The 19,349-nt window shown below is 71.8% G+C and carries 14 protein-coding genes and 1 pseudogene; 7 read left to right on the forward strand and 8 right to left on the reverse strand.

The window, feature by feature from the left end; translation table 11 throughout:
* The first annotated feature begins 36 nt into the window (after positions 1-36).
* Genes ACGFIW_RS17835 through ACGFIW_RS17845 form a run of 3 tightly spaced genes read left to right on the forward strand, consistent with a single transcriptional unit; the run spans position 37 to position 3,307 of the window.
* The gene (locus tag ACGFIW_RS17835; RefSeq protein WP_393316411.1) at positions 37-1,122 is read left to right on the forward strand and encodes an acyltransferase family protein; all 1,086 of its coding nucleotides are present in this window, start codon (positions 37-39) and stop codon (positions 1,120-1,122) included.
* The gene (gene alr / locus ACGFIW_RS17840) at positions 1,119-2,261 is read left to right on the forward strand and encodes an alanine racemase (protein ID WP_393316414.1); all 1,143 of its coding nucleotides are present in this window, start codon (positions 1,119-1,121) and stop codon (positions 2,259-2,261) included. Before ACGFIW_RS17835 ends, alr begins: the two co-directional genes overlap by 4 nt.
* The gene (locus ACGFIW_RS17845) at positions 2,258-3,307 is read left to right on the forward strand and encodes a D-alanine--D-alanine ligase family protein (protein ID WP_393316417.1); all 1,050 of its coding nucleotides are present in this window, start codon (positions 2,258-2,260) and stop codon (positions 3,305-3,307) included. Before alr ends, ACGFIW_RS17845 begins: the two co-directional genes overlap by 4 nt.
* On the opposite strand, the gene ACGFIW_RS17850 is transcribed toward ACGFIW_RS17845, so the two are convergent.
* The 4 genes from ACGFIW_RS17850 to ACGFIW_RS17865 are packed head-to-tail and all read right to left on the reverse strand — an operon-like array spanning position 3,300 to position 6,925.
* Positions 3,300-3,791 (reverse strand): hypothetical protein, encoded by a 492-nt coding sequence (locus tag ACGFIW_RS17850; protein WP_393316420.1) that lies wholly within the window; start codon positions 3,789-3,791, stop codon positions 3,300-3,302. The two genes, ACGFIW_RS17845 and ACGFIW_RS17850, sit on opposite strands and share 8 nt — an antisense overlap.
* Positions 3,788-5,242 carry an ATP-binding protein gene (locus ACGFIW_RS17855; protein ID WP_393316422.1) on the reverse strand — a complete coding sequence of 485 codons (1,455 nt, stop codon included), beginning with the start codon at positions 5,240-5,242 and terminating at the stop codon, positions 3,788-3,790. The genes ACGFIW_RS17850 and ACGFIW_RS17855 overlap by 4 nt, the downstream gene beginning before the upstream one ends.
* Positions 5,239-5,934 carry a response regulator gene (locus tag ACGFIW_RS17860; RefSeq protein ID WP_393316424.1) on the reverse strand — a complete coding sequence of 232 codons (696 nt, stop codon included), beginning with the start codon at positions 5,932-5,934 and terminating at the stop codon, positions 5,239-5,241. The genes ACGFIW_RS17855 and ACGFIW_RS17860 overlap by 4 nt, the downstream gene beginning before the upstream one ends.
* A gap of 16 nt (positions 5,935-5,950) precedes the next feature.
* Complete coding sequence (locus ACGFIW_RS17865) at positions 5,951-6,925, reverse strand: phosphatase PAP2 family protein (protein WP_393316427.1); 975 nt, start codon at positions 6,923-6,925, stop codon at positions 5,951-5,953.
* A 251-nt stretch (positions 6,926-7,176) separates the two neighbouring features.
* On the opposite strand from ACGFIW_RS17865, the gene ACGFIW_RS17870 reads away from it, so the two are divergent.
* Complete coding sequence (locus ACGFIW_RS17870; RefSeq protein WP_393316430.1) at positions 7,177-7,683, forward strand: winged helix-turn-helix domain-containing protein; 507 nt, start codon at positions 7,177-7,179, stop codon at positions 7,681-7,683.
* 71 nt (positions 7,684-7,754) lie between these two features.
* Here the strand turns inward: ACGFIW_RS17870 and ACGFIW_RS17875 are convergent, their stop codons facing one another.
* Entirely contained in the window at positions 7,755-12,155 is a 4,401-nt protein-coding gene (locus tag ACGFIW_RS17875; RefSeq protein WP_393316432.1) for a S8 family serine peptidase, read from the reverse strand.
* Positions 12,156-12,440: 285 nt separating this feature from the next.
* On the opposite strand from ACGFIW_RS17875, the gene ACGFIW_RS17880 reads away from it, so the two are divergent.
* The 3 genes from ACGFIW_RS17880 to ACGFIW_RS17890 all read left to right on the forward strand — a co-directional run bounded on the left by ACGFIW_RS17880 (position 12,441) and on the right by ACGFIW_RS17890 (position 16,571).
* On the forward strand, positions 12,441-13,007 hold the full coding sequence (locus ACGFIW_RS17880; protein ID WP_393316498.1) for a winged helix-turn-helix domain-containing protein: 567 nt from the start codon (positions 12,441-12,443) through the stop codon (positions 13,005-13,007).
* Between the two features lie 113 nt (positions 13,008-13,120).
* Positions 13,121-15,937 (forward strand): BTAD domain-containing putative transcriptional regulator, encoded by a 2,817-nt coding sequence (locus ACGFIW_RS17885; RefSeq protein WP_393316435.1) that lies wholly within the window; start codon positions 13,121-13,123, stop codon positions 15,935-15,937.
* A 130-nt stretch (positions 15,938-16,067) separates the two neighbouring features.
* Entirely contained in the window at positions 16,068-16,571 is a 504-nt protein-coding gene (locus ACGFIW_RS17890; protein ID WP_393316438.1) for a VOC family protein, read from the forward strand.
* A 57-nt stretch (positions 16,572-16,628) separates the two neighbouring features.
* Here the strand turns inward: ACGFIW_RS17890 and ACGFIW_RS17895 are convergent, their stop codons facing one another.
* From ACGFIW_RS17895 to ACGFIW_RS17905, 3 genes and pseudogenes are all read right to left on the reverse strand, one after another.
* The gene (locus ACGFIW_RS17895) at positions 16,629-17,915 is read right to left on the reverse strand and encodes an OFA family MFS transporter (protein ID WP_393316440.1); all 1,287 of its coding nucleotides are present in this window, start codon (positions 17,913-17,915) and stop codon (positions 16,629-16,631) included.
* 50 nt (positions 17,916-17,965) lie between these two features.
* Positions 17,966-19,042: an NrfD/PsrC family molybdoenzyme membrane anchor subunit gene (gene nrfD / locus ACGFIW_RS17900; protein ID WP_393316443.1), complete on the reverse strand. Its 1,077-nt coding sequence runs from the start codon at positions 19,040-19,042 to the stop codon at positions 17,966-17,968.
* Positions 19,039-19,349: pseudogene (locus ACGFIW_RS17905) on the reverse strand (4Fe-4S ferredoxin); the annotation flags it as partial. The pseudogene ACGFIW_RS17905 and the gene nrfD, both read right to left, overlap by 4 nt.

Below are 19,349 nucleotides of genomic sequence, written 5' to 3' on the forward strand. Positions count from 1 at the left end.
TCCCGGCCCACCGACACACGGCCCGACGCGACGCGCGTGCGGTTTCGCCACCGGTACGGGACCGGGACCGTCCCCGCCGGCCGACAGTCGCACCGGGCGCAGTGGGCCGACGCGGCGAAGGGCGTCTGCATCATCCTCGTCGTGCTGTGGCACGTCGTCGTGAAGGACTACCTACAGATCGACTGGCACGTGGGCGTACCGGTGCCCGGGCTGTGGGGAACGCTCGGTGAGCAGTTCCTGCCGCTGCGGATGCCGCTGTTCTTCACCATCTCCGGTGTCTTCGCGGCGAACGCCGCGCAGCGGCCCTGGCGGGTCGTCGCCCGCAGCCGGATCGCCGGCTTCCTCTACCTGTACGCCGTCTGGCTGCTGATCCACACCGCGGTTCTCGCCGCCGTGCCGCAGTTGCCGACCGACCGCGCCACCACCGCTCGCGGCCTGCTGGAGCAGCTCACCATCACGCCGTCCAACCTCTGGTACCTGTACGCGCTGGCGCTGTACTTCACCGTCGCCAAGGCCACCCGTCGGGTGCCCCGGGCGCTGGTCCTGGTACCCGCCGCGGCGCTGTCGGCGACCGCCGCCGCCGGCCTGCTCGACACGCCGGGCAACCGTGCCGGCCTCTACCAGAACCTGGTCTTCTTCCTCGCCGGCCTGTACCTGCGGCCGCAGATCGAGCGCTGGACGGCCACCGCCAGCAGAGGCCGCCTCGTGGTCACCTCGGGCGCCTACGTGCTCGCGCTCGCCGCGATGGCGGTGGCCGGCGCCCAGCAGTGGTTCGGCGTGTGGACGCTGGTCTCGGTCGTGGCAGTGATCTTCGGCATAACCGCCGCTGCCCGGCTGGCCCGAGGGTCGGCACTCAGCGAACCGCTGGCTAGGCTCGGCCGCATCACGCTGCCGATCTACGTCATCCACATGCCGGTCCTGGCCCTGCTGCACCGGCTGTTGCTCGTACCGGTTTCCGGGCTGGATCGGTCCGCTCAGGGCCTGATCGTGCTCGGTTATCCGATTCTGCTCACCGGCTCGGTGATCGGCCTGAGCCTGGCCGCGCACCGCGGGCTGCTGGCGGTTCGTGCCGGCTGGCTGTTCGCGCTCCCCGGCCCGCACCGGGCGGGGGCGTCCGGATGAGCGCCCTGGCCGAGGCGATGGTGGACCTCGGGGCGATCGCCGACAACGTGCGGGCCATCGCGTCGATCACCGGCACGGACCTGATGGCCGTGGTGAAGGCGGACGGGTTCGGCCACGGCGCGGTGCAGGTGGCCCGTGCCGCGCTGGGTGCCGGCGCCCGGTGGCTGGGGGTCACGTCGGTGGCCGAGGCGCTGGCCCTGCGCGACGCGGGTGTGACCGCGCCCACGTTGAGCTGGCTGCACCGGCCGGACGACGACTTCGGCGGCCTGGTCGACGCCGGGGTCGACGTCGGCGTGTCCACGACCACGCACCTGCGTGCCGTCGCCGACGCGGCCCACCTGCTCGGCGTACCGGCGATGGTGCAGTTGAAGGCGGACACCGGTCTGTCCCGCAACGGGGCGGCCGGGGACGACTGGCCGGAGTTGGTCGGCTGGGCCCGCAAGTACGAGCGGGAGGGCGCGATCCGGGTGCGGGGGGTGTGGTCCCACCTCATCGACGCGGACCTGCCGGGCGCCCCCGAGCTGCACCGGCAGGTGGCGACCTTCGAGGAGGCGTTGCGGGTCGCGCGCACGGCCGGCCTCGACCCGGACCTGGTCCACCTGGCCAACTCGGCGGCCGCGCTGAGCGCACCGCGGACACGCTTCGACCTCTGCCGGATCGGGATCGCGCTGTACGGCGTGGACCCGTTCGGAGCGAACGGTCCGGGAGGGTTCGGGCTGCGGGCCGCGATGACGGTGCGGACGAGTGTGGTCAACGTCAAGCGGGTGCCCGCCGGTACGAGCGTCTCCTACGGCCCCGAACACGTCACCGCCGCGCCGACCACGCTGGCGCTGCTGCCGCTCGGCTACGCCGACGGGCTGCCCCGCGCCACCGGCGGTCGCGGCGAGGTGTGGCTCGGCGGCCGACGGTGCCCGATCGTCGGGCGCGTCGCCATGGACCAGTGCGTGGTCGACGCCGGGGACCTTCCGGTGGCGATCGGCGACCCGGTCGTGGTGTTCGGCCCGGCCGAGGGTGACGCGAACCCACCGACGGTCGTCGAGTGGGCCCGCTGGGCCGGCACCAACCCGCACGAGATCCTGACCGGGATCGGGCCCCGGGTGGCCCGCGACCACCTCCACGAAAGGGCACAGACTTCATGACAACCCGACTGGCAGTGCTGTTCGGCGGGCAGAGCGGCGAGCACGAGGTGTCCTGCCGCTCGGCGGCGAGCATCCTCGCCAACCTGGACCGGCAGCGGTACCAGGTCACCGAGGTGCTCATCGACCGCGACGGCGGGTGGCACGTCGGCGGCCAGCCGACGACGCTGCCCCAGGCGCTGCGTGTGCTGCGCGCCCAGGACGTGGTCTTCCCGGCCCTGCACGGCCCGTACGGCGAGGACGGCACGGTGGCCTCCCTGCTGGAATGGCTCGGCGTGCCGTACGTCGGCAACGGTGTCTTCGCCAGCGCCGCCGGCATGGACAAGGGCGTCACCAAGCGGCTTCTCGCCGCGGAGGGCCTGCGGGTCAGCCCGGGGGTGACCCTGCGTCCCGGCGAGGAACTCTCGCCCACCGACCAGCGACGGCTGGACCTGCCGATCTTCGTCAAGCCCGCTCGGGCCGGGTCCAGCCTGGGCGTGGTCAGGGTGGACGACTGGGCGGGGGTGCCCACCGCGCTGGAGCAGGCCCGTCAGGTCGATCCGAAGGTGCTTGTCGAGCAGGGGGCGCGCGGGCGGGAGATCGACGTGGCCGTCCTGCAGCACCCGGACGGGCGGGTGCAGGCCGGCCCGCCGCTGGAGATCCGGGTGACGGGTGCCGGCTTCTTCGACTACGACGCGAAGTACGACGGCGGGGCCGCCTTCCAGATCCCCGCCCCGCTCGACGCGGCGACCACCGAGGTGCTCAAGGACCGGGCGATCCGCGCCTTCCGCGCCCTCGACTGCCGCGGGCTGCTCCGGGTCGACTTCTTCCTGCCCGCCGAGGGGTCACCCGAGCCCATCGTGAACGAGGTCAACACGTTCCCCGGCTTCACCGCCGCGTCGCAGTTCCCGCAGATCTGGGAGAAGGCCGGTCTCGGGTTCGCCGAGCTGATCGACATCCTGATCGCCGGCGCGCTCGTCGGCCAGGACGGGGCACGCCACAGCGGGCTGCCCCGACCGGCACCGGATGTCGACCTGGCCCGCAGCGGTGGTCGGCCCTCGATCACCTGAGCGGGCACGGCCGGGGCGGCCGGGCGCCGTCGGACCCGACGATGGTGACGGGGGCGGAATTCTCCGCCAGGCCGACCTGGGCCGCGGCGTCGGCCGCCGTGCAGATGATCTGGTCGGCCGCTGTCGACGACATCGACCGCGCCGCGATTGTCGTGCGCACCGTGAGGCCGGCGGATCGGTCGGCCTCCGACGTCACCGTGACCGGGTCGAACCCGGCCGGCACCGCGCTTGTGAAACCTCGCTCGCGTTCGTTCTCCTGTGGGCCGGCCGCGAGCAGGGCGAGCACTTTGGGGGGCGAGGCGTCCGCCGTGGCCGGTCGGAGGACCAGCACGAGTTCGCCCTGCGCGAGCAGGTAGAGCGCGATGCCCTGCGACGGGCCGCTGACCGCCTGCCGGCCCCTGATGACGTCGCTCGGTCGTACCCCACAGCCGGTCGCGAGCAGGGTGAGCAGGAGGCCACCGGCGAGGAGAGCACGTCTGGTCACCGGGCACCTCCGGCGTCCGCCGTGTCGCGGGGCAGGCGGAGCGTGAACACCGCGCCACCACCGGGGGCGTTGTCCACGACGAGACTCCCCCTCCGGTCGCCGTGGCGGTGCAGGCGTGCGTTCTCCCAGGAGATGGCGAGGCCGAGGCCGCTGCCCTCGGAGCGGGTTCGCGCGGTGTCGGCCTTGTAGAAGCGGTCGAAGACGTGCGGCAGCGCCTGCGGGTCCAGTCCCGGCCCCTCGTCGGCCACCTCGATGGTGACCCAGTCCGGGTCGGCGCGCAGGTGTACCGACACCGGTTCGGCACCGTGCCGGAAGGCGTTGCCGACCAGGTTGGCGACGATGACGTCCAGCCGACGGGGGTCGAGCCGGGCCACCACTCCGGTCGGCAGGTCCGCGCGTACCCGGTCGAGCCAACCCCGGATCCGCAGTGTCGCGGTCACCGCCGCGGCCACGTCCACGTCGTCCAGGGCGAGCCGCGCGGTGCCGGAGTCGAACCTGCTGACCTCCATGAGGTCGTTGACCAGGTGGGTGAGGTTCTGCGTCTCCCTGCTGACCATCCGGGCGGCCCGGCCCGCGTCCCCGGGCAGGTGCTCCGCCTCCTCGTCCAGCACGTCGGTGACCGCGGTCATCGCCGCCAGTGGCGTCCGGAGTTCGTGCGAGACGTCGGCCACGAAGCGGCGGGCGTCGGACTCCATCCGCCGCAGCTCACCGACCTGGCGCTCCAGCGTCGCGGCGGTGTCGTTGAAGGTCCGTGCCACATCGGCCAGCTCGTCGGCGCCCCGGACCGACAGTCGGGTGCTCAGGTCGCCCTCGCCGAGACGGCGTGCGGCCCGCCCCAGGTCACGGACGGGTCGCAGCACACCCCGAGCGGCCAGCAGGGCCAGCAGGACGGCGAGGATCAGGGACAGCCCGCCGGTCAGCCACGCCCGGGTGGCGAGCTGGTCGATGCTCCGCTGCTCGGGCACGAGGCTGCGCACCGAATAGACCTCCAGCCCGGACGGCCGGGACGCGCCGTCGGGCTGGTCGAGCTGCAACTGGGTGCCGATGAGCAGCCACGGCTGCCCGTCGCGCGAGACACGTTGCCAGGCGAGCCGGCCGTCGCCGACCTCCCGGCGCAGCTCGACGGTGAGCGGGTCGGCGATCCCCGTGCCGCCCTGTGCCCGCATGTCCCGGTAGACGACCACCGCGAAGCCCTCCCGGTCGGAGAGGCGTTGGGCCAGCAGCGTGAGGTCGTCCTGCGTCGGCGGGAGCTGGACGATCGGGTAGACCTTCGTGAGTTTGTCGGTCAGCGACCGCACCGCGGCGTCCTGTGCCTGTTGCAGGATGACGGTCCGGGCCTGGACGTAGCTGCCGCTGGCCACGACCGCCGTCGTGGTCACGCCCAGCAACGCGAACGTCAGGAGCAGCCGGACCCGCAGGCCCAGGACCCGGGCACTGGCCCAGCGGGTCACAGCGGCCCGAACCGGTATCCGAAACCGCGCACGGTCTGGATGAGCACCGGCGCCGACGAGTCAGTCTCGATCTTGGCGCGCAGCCGCTGGACGCACGCGTCCACGAGTCGCGAGTCGCCGAGATATCCGTGCTCCCACACGGCCTCCAGCAGTTGCTGGCGGCTGAGCACCTGGCCCGGGGTGTGCGAGAGTTCGAGCAGCAGACGCAGCTCCGTCGGTGCCAGGCCGACCGGCGTCCCGTCCTTGCTGACCACCAGCGCGGCCCGGTCGATGGTCAGCGGGCCGTGCTGTTCCACACCGGCCCGCTCACCGGCGGGACGCCGCGACTCGCCACCGGTGCGTCGGAGCACCGCGCGGATGCGCGCCTCGAGCACCCGGGCCTGCACGGGCTTGACCACGTAGTCGTCGGCACCGGCCTCCAGGCCCGCCACCACGTCCATGTCGTCGTTGCGGGCGGTGAGCATGATGATCGGCAGGTCACCGAGCTGCCGAATCCGGCGGCAGACCTCGAACCCGTCCATCCCGGGCAGCATGAGGTCGAGGACCACCACGTCGGACGAGGTCGTCCGCAGCCGGTCCAACCCCTGCTCGCCGGTCTCCACGGCATGCACGGTGTGGCCCTGACGGGTGAGCGCCAGTTGCAGCCCGTCGCGCACCGTCTGGTGATCCTCGATCAGCAGCACCTGGGACATGTCGTCAAGTATCCCATCATGAGATCCTTTGGGGCTCAGCCGATGGTGGCGACTGCGTGGTGCGTCGTCCGGAGGGCGCGACCGCGAAATCGGTCGAACGCACCAGGAACACGACCGAGCCCACCAGGAACATCGTCATCGCGCCCGCCGCCACGATGGCGACGAGCGCCCCACGCTGCACCGACGCGGCCAGACCGGGCACGATCACCACGATCGCCCAGACCAGCACGGCCAGGCCGAGCGCCGCCCCGGCCCAGCCGCGCCACCGGCTGCCGCCGTCCGGCCGGCCGCCCGCGTCCCGGTCGCCCCGGACCGCCAGCGCCGCCGCGGCCAGGCAGAACACCGTCACCCCCAGCAGGACGCCACCGAGCGCGTCACTGAACCGGTGCCAGCCCGCGATCATCGTGGCCGCGGCGATGACCGAGACACCCGCCGCGCCCGGCACCACCAGCCACCGCCGGGCCCACCCGGGCAGGACCAGCATGAACGCCAGCAGCAGCGCCGTCGCGGCCGCGACGTGGCCGCTGGGGAAACTGTTGTGGGTGGTCGAACTCTCGATCTGGAGATCCGGGCGGGGCAGCGCCGACTTCACCGCGCCGGCCACCACCACGACGCACAGGACCAGGCCCACGCCGACGACGCCCGCCACCAGCCGTCGGCGCAGCACACCCGTCAGCAGCACCGCGCCGAGCAGGGCGGCGAGGAGCGTCGGGCTGCCGAACGCGGCCAGCACGGTCTTGGCCGGGCCCACCAGCGCGGTCCGCTGCTCGTACCCCCCGCCCCGCTCGGCGCGCGGCAGGAGCGCGCCGTCCAACCACTGGCCGGGGTACGTCCGCACGAAGACGGCGGCGGTGGCGGTCAGGGCGAGCAGGCCACACAGCGACGCCGCGAGCAGCCGGAGGCCCGGCGGCACGGCCGCGCGGGCGCGTGGCAGCGGTCGCGCCGGGCCCGGCGTCGGCCGCCCGACGGGGTACGACGATCCGATGGACATGGCGACCATGCTCGCCCCGACAGGTCCGTACGGCGTACACGGAATGTCTTGGTTCTGTCACAACCGCTCCCGCCCCGCCACCGGCCGGCCCGTGGAACCCGCAGCGTGGTCAAATTCATCTGTCTGCATGCGGTGATGGTTTACCGGGCCGAGATGAGCCACCACTAGGGTCAGGACGCCGATCGATGTTTCTCCTCGACGGTGCGACAAATCCATCCGGAATGAGTTGGGGAACCGGAAGGGGTGGGGGAATGCAGGGAATTCCAGTCGCCAGCCTGGTCATCGGCATCGCGTCGTCACCGGCCGAGCGCCGACAGCTGGCCCGACTGCTCGGCGGGAGCGACGCCTTCCTGATCGTCTCGACCGTCGACCAGGCGCGGGAGTTTCTCGGGGTGGTCGAGACGCCTCCCGTGGCGACTCCCCCGGCCACGACCATGCGCGCCGAGGTCGCGCCGAGCGCGCAGCCGCCGCCACCGGATCTGGCCGTCGACTCCGACCGCCGGGTGTTGCGGTGGCGCGACCAGGAGATCGACCTGACCCGTCTGGAGCACGACGTCCTGCTCTGTCTGGTGCACGCTCCCGGCCAGATCTGGACCTACGAGCGCCTGCACCTTGAGGTCTGGGGCAACCGGCACCTCGGCCGCAACTCGGACATGCACTCGGTGGTCCGCCGGGTGCGCGGCAAGCTGGCCCGGTTGAACGCCACGGCGACGATCCACTCGGTCCGCGGAGTCGGCTTCCGGCTCGTCCCGGTCTGATCCGCCGGACACGGTCCGGCCCGCCCGGTCGGTGACCAGGCGGGCCGGACGTCCTCGCTACCGCCCCGGTGTCAGCACCGGATCGGTGCCAACGCGAAGTTCTCCACGGTGGGAGTGGTGGAGTTGATCTTCGTCTGACGGGTCTGCGGCTTCCAGCCGTCCTTGGCGACGATCATCGTGATCGGGTTGTTGCGGCGGTCCACCCAGTAGGCGTACTTGCCCTCGGCGTCGGTGGCGAAGGTCCACGACGACGCCCACGAGTCGACCTGGACGACCGCGCCGGTGAGCGGGGAGGTCGCACCCTGGCAGCTGGTGCCGGTGACCGTACCCATGAGCTTGCCCCACGTCTTCGGGGGGTTCGCGGTCATGGTCACCGCGACCGGCGCGACCGTGTACGGCGTGTTCTCCGTGATCGCGACCGAGCCGGAGTAGGTGCCCGGCTGGTCCACGTTCGCCGTCATCGTGACGGTGACAGTGACCTTCGCACCCGGTGCGAGGGTGACCGCCGACTTGTCGATGGACAGCCAGCTGACGTCGGCCGCCGCCTCGGCGCAGCCCTCGAAGCCCGGCAGCGCCTCGCTGTCCGGGGCCGCGTTGAAGTTGCCGGACGAGCCGCCGATCTTGTAGAAGCCACACGCCGCCCCGCCGCGGTAACGTGCCGTGTTGGCGTTCGGCAGGTTGGACCACGAACCGGCGGCCGGGTCGAAGGCGAAGCCCGCGTTGCTGATGGCCCCACCCTGCGAACCACCGACGACGAGGAGCTTGCCGTTGGCGACGGCGTACGAGCTGGCCCAGCTGTCGGTCGGCGCGTCGGCGATGGTGGTCCAGGTGTTGGCACCCGGGTCGTAGGCGTAGCTGGACTTCTGCGCGGCGGCGCCGTCGTTGCCGCCGGTGCAGTAGACGGTGCCGTCGATTCCGCCGCAGGAGGCGAAGGCCACCGACTTCGGGTAGTTGGCAAGCGTCTCCCAGGTGTCGCTGCCCGGGTCGTACCGGACGACGCTGTTCGACATCGGCGTGCAGCCGGCGGTGGTGCAGCCGCCGATGGCGTACAGCTTGCCGTCGACGACGGCCTGACCGGCCGCGGACCTCGGCGCCGGGTTGTCGGCCAGCTCCGTCCAGGTGTTGGCCCCCGGGTCGTACGACCAGGTGGCCGAGTCCGGCCCGGAGTCACCCCAGCCACCGGTGACGATGATCTTGCCCGCCACGACACCCGCCGTCACGGCGTTGCGGGCACCGGGAAGGTCGGCGATCGCGGCCCAGGTCTGGGCGACCGGGTCGTAGACGAAGTTCTTGGTGGTGGAGGCGGTGCCGTCGCCACCACCGAGCGAGTAGACCTTGCCGTCCAGGCTGACGACCCGGTTGTCCATGATGTTGGACGGGAAGTCGGCGATGTCGGTCCACGGTGCCGCCTGCGGGCCGACCGCACCGGTGGTCGCCTTGGCCTCCTTGCCGGACGCCTTCGCGGCGAAGGACGTCGCGGCGGTGAGCCGCTGCTCCGGCGCGCCGGCCCCACCGAGCACCTGCTGCCTGGTGACCGTGGATCCGTCCGCCCGGAGGAGTTCGAATCCGTTGTCCCGCTCACCGAACTTGACCTCGACCGGCGCGCCACCGGTGTTGGTCACCGTGAACGACTTGCTGGTCTTGCCATTGGGCATCTGGAGCGTGGCGCTCAGCTGCGTCGGCGTCACCGACAGCCGGCCGGCCGCGAGCTGGAAGTTCGCGGCTGTCGCCCAGTCGGCCTCGACGTCGACCTGCTTGGTCTGGCTGACGTAGTTGCCGGCGGTCGCGGTGAACGGGTGCGTGCCGGTAAGCGTCGAGTAGATCCAGTAGAAGCCGTCGGCCAACTCCGGGTCGTCCGGGGTCGCCACGGTGACGGCCTTCTCGGCGGGTCGGTCCTTGCTGGTGACCGTCGCGCCGTTGACGTAGCTGTTGTCGTTCTTGTCGCGGACGTTGCCGACGACCAGACCACCGTCGACCGGCACGCAGAGGATCCGACTGCCGATCAGGACGTTGTCGACCTCCCACCACCACTCGTACGAGGCGTCGTAGTAGCGGAACCGGACCTGCACCTGCGCCTGGCCAGCCGCCTGCGGGATCGGGATCTCGGTCACCTTCGGGCCCCGGACGTCGGTCTCCTGGCGGAGCACGTTGGTCCAGGTGGCACCACCGTCGATGCTCAGATCGACGTCTGCGGTGTCGTCGTTGAGCTGGTTGAAGTCCTGGTTGAACCGGATGACCGGGGCGGTGACGTCGGTCAGGTTGACCACCGGGCTGACCAGGGAGGTGTCCTGGCTGCTGCCCGCGCCGTAGTCGTCGCTGTCGATCATCGCGAAGTTGCCGCTGCCGCCGGTCAGGTTGCCCCGGGCGCCGTCGTCGGTGAACTTCCAGACCTGACCGCTGCCCGCGTTGTCCACGACCGTCCAGCCGGCCGGCGTGGTCGTGCCGTCGAAGGACTCGTACTCACCGTCGGAGCCGAACGTGTAGCCGGGCGCGGTGGTGCAGGTGGTGGTGTCCACCGGCACGGCGACGTTGGCGGTGGTGTTGCCCGCCCCGACCACGACCTGCTTGGTGACGGTCTGGTAACCGGGATACTGCACCTCGTACCTCAGGGTGTACGTCTGCCCGGCGGGCAGCTTGAGGCTGTAGCGGCCGTTCGACGGCGTGGTGTAGTCGTAGACGCCGGACACGCCCGTCACTGTCACCTTCGCGTACAACGGCCAGCCGTGGCCGGAGCCGTCGGTGACCGCTCCGGTGACGTTCACACTCGCCACCGGCGTCAGCGCCACGTTGAGCGTGGTGGTCGTGGCCTTGGTGACCGTCGCCGGCTTCGTGGTGCTGCCGTAGCCGAACGCGGCCACCGCGACCTGGTAGTCGCCGGTGGGGAGCTGGGTCGAGTACTTGCCGTCGGCGCCGGTGCTCACCTCACGTGCGGTCGGGCCGGTGAGCGTCAGGGTCGCCCCGGCGATCGGGGCACCGGTGGCCGCGTCGGTGACGGTGCCGGCCAGGGTGCCGATGTCGCCGGTCGGGGCGGCGTCGAGCAACGCGAGGGCATCCAGCCGGCCCTCGCCGTAGACGTTGTTGTCCGCGGCGGTGCCACCGCACTGGCCGTCGGCCTTGTCGATCGCGGCGCCGTTGAGCAGGGCACGTGTCGCGTTGACGTCACCGACGAGCGACGGGGCCGCCGAGTACAACAGGGCGATCGCACCGGCGAGGTGCGGCGCGGCCATCGAGGTGCCACTGATGCTGCCGTAGCCGTTGCCCGGGATGCTCGACCGGACGTTCACGCCCGGCGCCGAGATGTTGGGCTTGATCTCGCCGTTCTGCCCGGCGCCCCGGGCGGAGAAGCCGGCGACGTTGTTGTTGACGTCGTACGCGCCGGTCGAGTAGTTGCTGGCGAGACTGCCCGGCGAACCGCTGGTCTGGCAGGCCGGACCACTGTTGCCGTTGGACCAGACGCCGAAGATCCCGGACGCGGCCCAGGCGTCCGTCACGTCCTCCATGAACGGCTCGTTGGACGGGTCGCGGGTGCCCCACGAGTTGTTGATGATGTTCGGTCGTTTGCTCGCGTCCGCGTTCTGGCCGTTGAGGTCCAGCGGCTCGAGCATCCACTGACCGGACTCGACCAGGGCGGCGTCGGTGGGGCAGCAACCGTTCGCCGCGATCCAGGTGACCCCGGGGGCGACACCGATCTGGTTCGCGCCGTCGGAGCCGGCCATCGTGCCCATCGTGTGCGTGCCGTGGCCGTCGTCGTCGCAGGGCGCGGTGGCGCAGGTGCCGGCGGCGTCGAACCAGTTGTAGTTGTGGTCGAACGTCCCGTCGCCGTTGTTGCCCCGGTAGGAGTTCACAAGCGCCGGGTGGTCGAACTGCACCCCGCTGTCGATGCTCGCGACGGTGATGCCCTCGCCCCTGACGCCGTAGCGGGACCAGACGTCGTCGGCGTTGATGTTGGCGACACCCCACTCCAGGGCGTTCACGGTCTTCTCGTCGGCACCCTTGACTGTCTCTGGCAGTTTGTAGGCAACCGGTGGGTAGAGGCCCTCGACCTCCGCGTGACCGGCGAACTTCTGCGCCATCGCCAGCGAGCCGCTGCTCACCTTGATCGCGTTGCTGGCCCAGAAGGTCTGGTACTTCGCACCGGAGCTGTCGAGCTCGGCCCGGATCCTGCCCTGGCTCGCCGCGGCGGTCTGCCGCAGCGCGTCCGCGACCGCCGTGCCGCGCTTGGACCAGTCCTTGATCGCGCTGGCCTTGCTCAGGTCCGCCCGGTCCTTGAACCGGATCCAGAAGTCCCCTTCACTCTTGGCCTGTAGTTGCTTGGCGAGCTCCGGTCGGATCTTGTCCCCTGCCGCCGTCGCGCCCGGCGCGGCCTGTGCGCCGGAGCCGATGGCGGCCAAGCATGTCGCGGCGAGGATCGTCGCCGCCCCGGCGCTCACCAGTGATCTGGCTGCGCGCCGCCATTGTGGACGTCTGAACATCGGTGCCGCCTCCTCAGAACGACCCAGGGTGTCAATGGGCCATGGTGAGGGTGCGGGAGAATCATCTCGGCGTACCGAGCGATCGAACCCTCCATGCCTCCCCATGCACCGCGCGGGTCACGCTGGTTGCCCGACTGGACACTATGATCGAGAAGAACGGACGATCAAGAACTTGCCGTGAGCAACTTGTCGCTAAGAGTTGCCCCGCTGGCGGCGCACTTGCCAATCATTGTCAGGAGCATGACGAGAGCTGGGCAGGGATGCCCTTCGATCCCGGGCGGTGCGATGGCCGAGGACGACGAGGCGACGTGGAGCAGTGGTGACTCGGCCGACGAGCCGTTCCCGCTGCTGATCGCGGTGACCTCGTCGCCGGCCGAGCGGATCCGGCTCGCCGAACGCCTCGCCGGCATCGCGCCGCTGCTACTGGTGGCCGACCTCGACGAGCTACGCCGGCTGATCGCCGTGCCGCGGCAGCCGGGCGGCACGTCGTCCGCGACGCGGCAGCCGGACACCGCGTCCACGCCGACGCCCGTCACGACCAGCACCGCCCTGGTGATCGACTCGGCCCGATCAGTCGCCCGCTACCGCGATCGCGAGGTCGGCCTCACCCGGCTGGAGCACGACCTGCTCATCTGCCTGACCACCGAGCCGCTGCGGGTCTGGAGCTACGCCGACCTGCACCGGTCGGTCTGGCGCGACGAGGGCCGAGAGCGCAAGGCGGACGTGCAGTCCCTGGTGAAGCGGCTGCGGCGCAAGCTGCACGAGCTCGACACCGGAGCCAGCATCGAAGCGGTACGAGGTGTCGGCCTGCGCCTGACAGATCGTCGGCATCCGCGCGTCGAGCGGGCCTGACGCCTGCCTGATGTGGGCAGCCGACTCGGTTCGCCCCGCACGCGGCACCGCCTGCCCCCGCACCGAGCCCCTGTGCATCAATAGATTGAGTGTCGACCCGAGGAGAATCCACTGTGCCTGTCGAGTTTGGTCTGCTCGGTGAGATCCAGGCCCAGCTCGACGGCGGGGAGGAACTGCCGCTCGGCAGCCTCCGTCAGCGAGCCGTGCTCGCCGCCCTGCTCACCGAGGTCAACCAGCTCGTCTCCGTCGAGAGCCTCGTGGTGCGGGTGTGGGGGGAAGATCCGCCCGACGGCGTACGGGACACGCTCTACAGCTATCTCTCCCGGCTACGTCAGGCGCTGACGGCCGCGCCCGGGGTGGACATCGTCCGCCGGCCGGGGGGTTACCTGCTCGCCGTGGACCAGCAGTCGGTGGACCTGCACCGCTTCCACGACCTCGTCGACCAGGCCCGGTCGACGGATGACCGGGACCAGGCGCTGGCGCTGTTCGAGCGGGCGCTCGGCCTGTGGCGGGGTGAGGCGTTCGCCCGGCTGGACAGCCCCTGGTTCAACGGCGTACGGGCCGGCCTGGACCGGCAGCGGATCGAGGCCGAGTCGGACCACGCGGAGCTGATGCTGCTGCGGGGTCGGCACGACGAGTTGCTTGCCGACCTGCCGGCGCGGGCCGCCGCCCGCCCGCTCGACGAACGCATCGCCGGTCAGTTGATGCTGAGCCTGTACCGACGCGGTCGGCCGGCCGAGGCGCTTGAGCACTACGAGCGGATCCGGCTGCGGCTCGCCGACGAGCTGGGCACGGACCCCAGTGCGGCGCTGCAACGCCTGCACCAGCGAATCCTGGCCGCCGACCCCACCCTGGCCGCGCCGCAGCAGCCCGCCCGCGAGGCGCTGTCACTGGTCCCCCGTCAACTGCCGGCGCCCCCGGGCCTGTTCACCGCCCGAGCCGAGGAGCTGGCACATCTCACCACGGCCGTCGCGAACGGGGACGGCTCCGACACGGCAGTCGTGATCTCGGCGATCGGAGGCTCGGGCGGGATCGGCAAGACCTCGCTGGTGCTGCGCTGGGCGCACGCCCACCTCGACTGGTTCCCTGACGGCCAGCTCTACGCGGACCTGCGTGGCTTCGGTCCCGGCTTCGGTCCGGTCCCCCCGAGCACCGTGATCCGCGGCTTCCTGGAAGCCCTCGGCGTCGCGCCCGCCGCCATACCCGTCGATCCGGACACGCAGGCCGCCCTCTACCGCAGCCTGCTGGCCGGTAGACGAATGCTTGTCGTGCTTGACAACGCCCGGGACGCCAACCAGGTCGTACCCCTGCTCCCCGGCAGCCCGACCTGCACGGTGCTGGTCACCAGCCGGCGCGAACTCGCCGCCCTGACGGCCACCCACCGGGCCCGCCAGATCGCCCTCGACGTGCTGTCCCCGGACGAGAGCCGCGAACTGCTGGTCGGGCACCTCGGGGCCGAGCGGGTCGGCGCGGAACCCGCGGCGGTCTCGACGCTCGTCGATCAGTGTGCCGGGCTGCCGCTCGCGCTGGGCATCATCGCCGCCCGCGCCGCCACCCGCCCCCAGCTACCGCTGGCCACCCTGGCCCGCGAACTACGGGACGCCTCCGCCCGGCTCGACGCCCTCGACGCCGGCGAACTCAACGTGAATCTGCGGGCCGTGTTCTCCTCGTCCGTCGCCGCGCTGCCGGACGCGGCGGCGACGGTGTTCGCGCTGCTCGGCCTGGTGCCGACCGACGACATCAGCCTCGCCGCCGTGGCGAGCCTGATCGGGGTGCCGGCGGTCCGGGCCGGCGGGCTGCTGCGGCAGTTGGAGGGCACCTACCTGGTGCACCAGCACGTGCCGGGCCGTTTCCGGATGCACGACCTCGTCCGGCTGCACGCCGCCGAGCGGGCCGCCGAGACGTTGGACGCGGAGACCCGCGACGCGGCACTGCGGCGACTCGTCGATTTCTACCTGCACACCGCCTACGCCGCCGATCGGCTGTTGGACCCGCGGCGACCGCCGCTCACGGTCGGCTCTCCGACGCCGGGGTGCACCCCGGAACAGCCGGCCGGCGTGGCCGAGTCGATGGCGTGGTTCGACCGGGAGCATCCGCACCTGCTCAGCGTCCAGCAGGTGAGCGTGGCGCACGGTTGGTACCGGCAGGTGTGGCAGTTGGCCCGGACGCTGGCGACCTTCCACGCCCGGCGGGGCCGCAAGCGCGACCAGGTGACCGTCTGGCACGCCGGGGCCGCGGCCGCCGACGCCGAGGGTGATCCGGCCGTCCAGGCCATGGCACACCGCTTCCTCGGGCAGGCCACCCACTGGCTGGACGACATCCGGGCCACCGTCGCGCGCTTCGAGGTGGCCATCACGTACGCCGGGCAGGCGGGGAACCTCGCCGAGGAGGCCCGTGCCCACTTCTCACTCGGCGTCATGTGGTCGCTGGAGGGCGACCACGGCTTGTCGTTGACCCACCACCGACTCGCTCTGCAGATATTCCGGACGCTCGGCGATTCGGTGGAGGAGGCGCGAACTCTGAACGGCCTCGGCTGGGCCCTCGCCCACCTCGGCCGTTACGACGAGGCCCGCGCCGCCTGCGAGCAGGCCGTCGAGTTGTACCGTCGCCACCGGCACCCGGACGCCGCGGCGGACACCCTGCACAGCCTCGGCTACATCGACCACCAGACGAAGCGCCACACCGAGGCGCTGGCCTACTACCAGCACGCCCGCGAGGTGTACGCCGACGTAGGCAACACGAGGGGCGAGGTCGACTGCCTGACCAGCCTGGGTGAGCTGTACACGAGCATGGACCGGCCGGCCGAGGCGCAGCAGGCGTGGCAGGAGGCGGTGGATCTGCTCCAGGTCCAACGTCGCACCGGGGAGGCCGCGCTGCTGCGTCAGCGCATGTCGGCCCTGCCGGCGCAGCGGACGCCGCACTCCGGCTGACCGATCACGGTCGTCGGCGGGCAGCGCGGGTGTGCGGCCGGACACGTCGTCGCATGAGCTGGTCCGGCCCGGGGTACGGGATCAAGATCAGCAACCGAGGCGACGGCGAACGTCGGTAAGGAGAGTCAACATGGCATTCCCGAACCCCGCTACGGTGTCCATCGGCCTCAGGTCGGCCGCGCACGTCGGGATCGCGGTGCGTGACCTCGACCGCTCGGTCGCGTTCTACCAGGCACTGCTCGGCACGGAGCCAGTCGTCCGGGACGAGAGCATGCACGGGGCCGGGTTCGCGCAGTCGCAGGGGCTGCCGACCACGAAGCTGCGGTACGCCACGTTCAACCTCGACAACCTCGGCATCGACCTGATCCAGTTCCAGGAGCCGGTCGGCGAGGTCGCCCAGGTCGCCGCCAACCGGCCCGGCTCGATGCACCTGTGCTTCCAGGTCGACGACGTGCGGTCGGTCTTCGACCGGATGAGCGCGGCCGGGATCGAGTTCCTCGGACAGCCGTACACCTTCGCCGACGGTGAGGTGAACCCGCCGGCCGCCGTCGGCACCGAGGTCGCGTACTTCAACGACCCGGACGGCACCAACCTTGAGATCATCGCGCCCAGGGGCGGCTTCTCCCGCGAGTGAGCCCCGGTGGGGTGCGGACCGGTTGCCGGCCGCACCCCGCCGCTCGCGGCGCCCGGCTCAGCGGCCGGTGCCGCCGCCCTGCGACAGGGGCAGTCCCGGCTCGGACGGCATCCGGGTGGTCGGCGGCAGGATCAGGGCGACGAGGGCGACGAGGGCGATGACCGTGAACGGCAACGTGTAGCTCCTGCCGCTCGCCTCGTAGAGCAGCGACGTGACCAACGGGCCGACCACGCCGCCGATGCTCCAGGCCACGATCATCGCCCCGTAGATGGCACCGCCGTTGGGCGTACCGAAGTAGTCGGCCGCGGTGGCGGGCATGGTGCCGAACCCGCCGCCGTACGCGAGGTAGACGAGCGCGGCCAGGACGGCGAAGAGCGCCAGCGACGCGGCGTGCGGCAGGATGAAGAAGCAGATCGCCTGGAGTAGCAGCATCCCGAGGAAGGCCGGCATCCGGCCGATCCGGTCGGACAACCAGGCCCAGGCCACCCGTCCGGCCCCGTTGAACAGACCGAGCACGCCGACCAGGGTGGCGGCGGCCGCCGCACTGGCCCCGGTGATCACCTGGGCGGCGTCGGACGCCTGCGAGATCAGGGCGATGCCGCAGGTCACGTTGAGCGCGAGGATGCCGGTCAGCAGGTACCACTGCCGGGTCCGCAACGCCTCCCGCAGGGTGTAGACCCGGGTCCCGGCCAGCGCCCGACCGGTGGTCTTCGGCGTGAACCCGGGCACCTGGTAACCCGCCGGCGGGTTACGGAAGAACGACGCCCCGAGCAGGATCGCGATCAGGTACGCGACGCCCAGTGGGAAGAACACGTGGGTGGGGTCGTCGGTGCCGTTGAGCAGCCCCTTGGCCACCGGCGCGACGATCACGGCGCCGAAGCCGAACCCGGCGACCGCGATGCCGGTGATCAACCCGCGCCGGTCCGGGAACCACTTGGCGAGCATCGCGATCGGGGTGATGTAGGCCGCCCCCAGGCCGATCCCCCCGAGCACGCCGTAGGTGAGCACCAGCAACCACAACTGGTCCGCCGACGAGGTGAGCGCGGCAAGCATGTTGCCGACCGCGTAGAGCACGCCACCGCCGAGCGCGACAGGTCGCGGGCCGCGCCGGTCCTGGATACGCCCGCCGATCAGGCTGCCGATGAAGATGGTGCCGATCGCCACCTCGAACGGCAGCACGGCCTCCCACTTGGCCCAGCCGAATTCTTCCTGCAACGGCTTGTTGAACACGCTCCACGCGTACACCGCGCCGAGCGCGAGTTGGACGAGCACCGCGGCGACGACGAGACCCCATCGGCCTCGCGTCGGCGTGGATCTTCCTCTGTCGGTTGCGGAGTGTGCCATGAGCTGAGTCCCCCGTCTGCTGGCTCATTGGCTGGCGCCTGCTGGTCGAACTAGGTCCCCTTCTCGGCCGGCGACCGGCCCTCCCTGCGGTCGCGTCGCTCCCGTTGCGGCACGACCGTGTACTTCGGGTCGCGCGCCGACGCCATGCCCGCCTCGAAGACCCCGAACCGGGTGGCGACCGACGATGCAACGAGTGCGGCGCCGGAGAGCGCGGACAGGATCCGGCTTCGCCGGCTGACCAACGCGGCGACGGTGCCCACGCCCAGCAGCACCCGCCCGGCCCGGATCAGTCGGCCGCTGTGACCGTGCGCGTAGGGCTCGCCGGTCAGGCCCATCCGCTCCAGCCGGCGACCCCCGACCATCTCGGTGGTCGCCGCGGCGAGGGCAAGTCGCCGCAGCGGGGCGGTCTGGGCGGCGGGCGCCGCGATCAGTCCCACCCCGGACGCCGCTGCCAGCGCGCTGCCGGCGAAGACGAACGGCAACGAGGGGTACGCGTCGTGCCAGGACGGTACGGCGGTGTCGGCGAGCAGCACCCCGCTGTAGGTGGCAAGCGCCGGGGCGGTGGCCGCGGCGGCCAGGCCGGCGACGTTGCCGACCGGGGGCGCCAGCCGGCGGGCGAGTCCGAGAAGACCATGCTCGGGGAGCCGGGGCGCCAGCTCCGCGATCGCGGCCACACCAGCGGCCGGGCCGAACGCGGTGAGGATCCAGGTGCCGACCGACATCGGCGAGGTCAGCTTGGCGACCCGGAGCATGTGGTGGAACCGGGCCGGCCGCCCGAGGTCGTGGATCAGCAGGTACGCGCTCGCGGTGACGCCGCCGAGGGCCGTCCACCGCCCCACCCGACGCAGGCCGGGCCGGGCGGTCAGTTGGGCGCCCGCGCCGATGAGCGCCCCGCCGGCGGCGAGGCCCCCGGTGAACAGGTAACCGGCGATGTCCCGCTTCCACACCGGCGGTTTGAGGACGGGCCGGCCGTAGTAGGAGGTGAAGTCCGCCACCGGCACGGTCAGCTGCTCACCGTCGTGGCCGCGCCCCCGGCCGCGCGGGCGCTGCCCGACGGCCTGGTCGAGACGATTCTGGAACTCGCGGAACCGTGCGCCGGCCGGCTCGTTCGGGGGCCTGTCGGTCATGACCGACCACCGACGAACGCGACCACCGTGGCCGCCGCCATGGCGAGGGCGGCGAGGCCGGCGCGTTTCCACATGGCCGGCAGGTCGCGGGTGGTCACCACCGGGTCCGGTGGCAGCCCGTACACCTCGGGCTCGTCCAACAGCAGGAAGAACGCGCCGTCACCACCCACCCCGTCGTGCGGATCGTGCCCGTACAACCGCGCCTCGGGGACCCCCCGCCCCCGCAACGTCGCCACCCGCGTGGCCGCCCGCTCGCGTAGCTCGTCGAGGGGCCCGTACTGGATCGACTCGGTCGGACACGCCTGCG

The sequence above is a fragment of the Micromonospora sp. NPDC048935 genome (genome assembly GCF_043197875.1).
Taxonomy (GTDB): domain Bacteria; phylum Actinomycetota; class Actinomycetes; order Mycobacteriales; family Micromonosporaceae; genus Micromonospora.

What these genes read in the sequence shown, in the direction of transcription:
- alr (WP_393316414.1), top strand. Translation starts at nt 1,119, where the DNA reads ATGAGCGCCCTGGCCGAGGCGATGGTGGACCTCGGGGCGATCGCCGAC.
- ACGFIW_RS17845 (WP_393316417.1), top strand. Translation starts at nt 2,258, where the DNA reads ATGACAACCCGACTGGCAGTGCTGTTCGGCGGGCAGAGCGGCGAGCAC.
- ACGFIW_RS17860 (WP_393316424.1), bottom strand. Translation starts at nt 5,934, where the DNA reads ATGTCCCAGGTGCTGCTGATCGAGGATCACCAGACGGTGCGCGACGGG.
- ACGFIW_RS17865 (WP_393316427.1), bottom strand. Translation starts at nt 6,925, where the DNA reads ATGTCCATCGGATCGTCGTACCCCGTCGGGCGGCCGACGCCGGGCCCG.
- ACGFIW_RS17870 (WP_393316430.1), top strand. Translation starts at nt 7,177, where the DNA reads ATGCAGGGAATTCCAGTCGCCAGCCTGGTCATCGGCATCGCGTCGTCA.
- ACGFIW_RS17875 (WP_393316432.1), bottom strand. Translation starts at nt 12,155, where the DNA reads ATGTTCAGACGTCCACAATGGCGGCGCGCAGCCAGATCACTGGTGAGC.
- ACGFIW_RS17880 (WP_393316498.1), top strand. Translation starts at nt 12,441, where the DNA reads ATGGCCGAGGACGACGAGGCGACGTGGAGCAGTGGTGACTCGGCCGAC.
- ACGFIW_RS17890 (WP_393316438.1), top strand. Translation starts at nt 16,068, where the DNA reads ATGGCATTCCCGAACCCCGCTACGGTGTCCATCGGCCTCAGGTCGGCC.
- ACGFIW_RS17895 (WP_393316440.1), bottom strand. Translation starts at nt 17,915, where the DNA reads ATGGCACACTCCGCAACCGACAGAGGAAGATCCACGCCGACGCGAGGC.
- nrfD (WP_393316443.1), bottom strand. Translation starts at nt 19,042, where the DNA reads ATGACCGACAGGCCCCCGAACGAGCCGGCCGGCGCACGGTTCCGCGAG.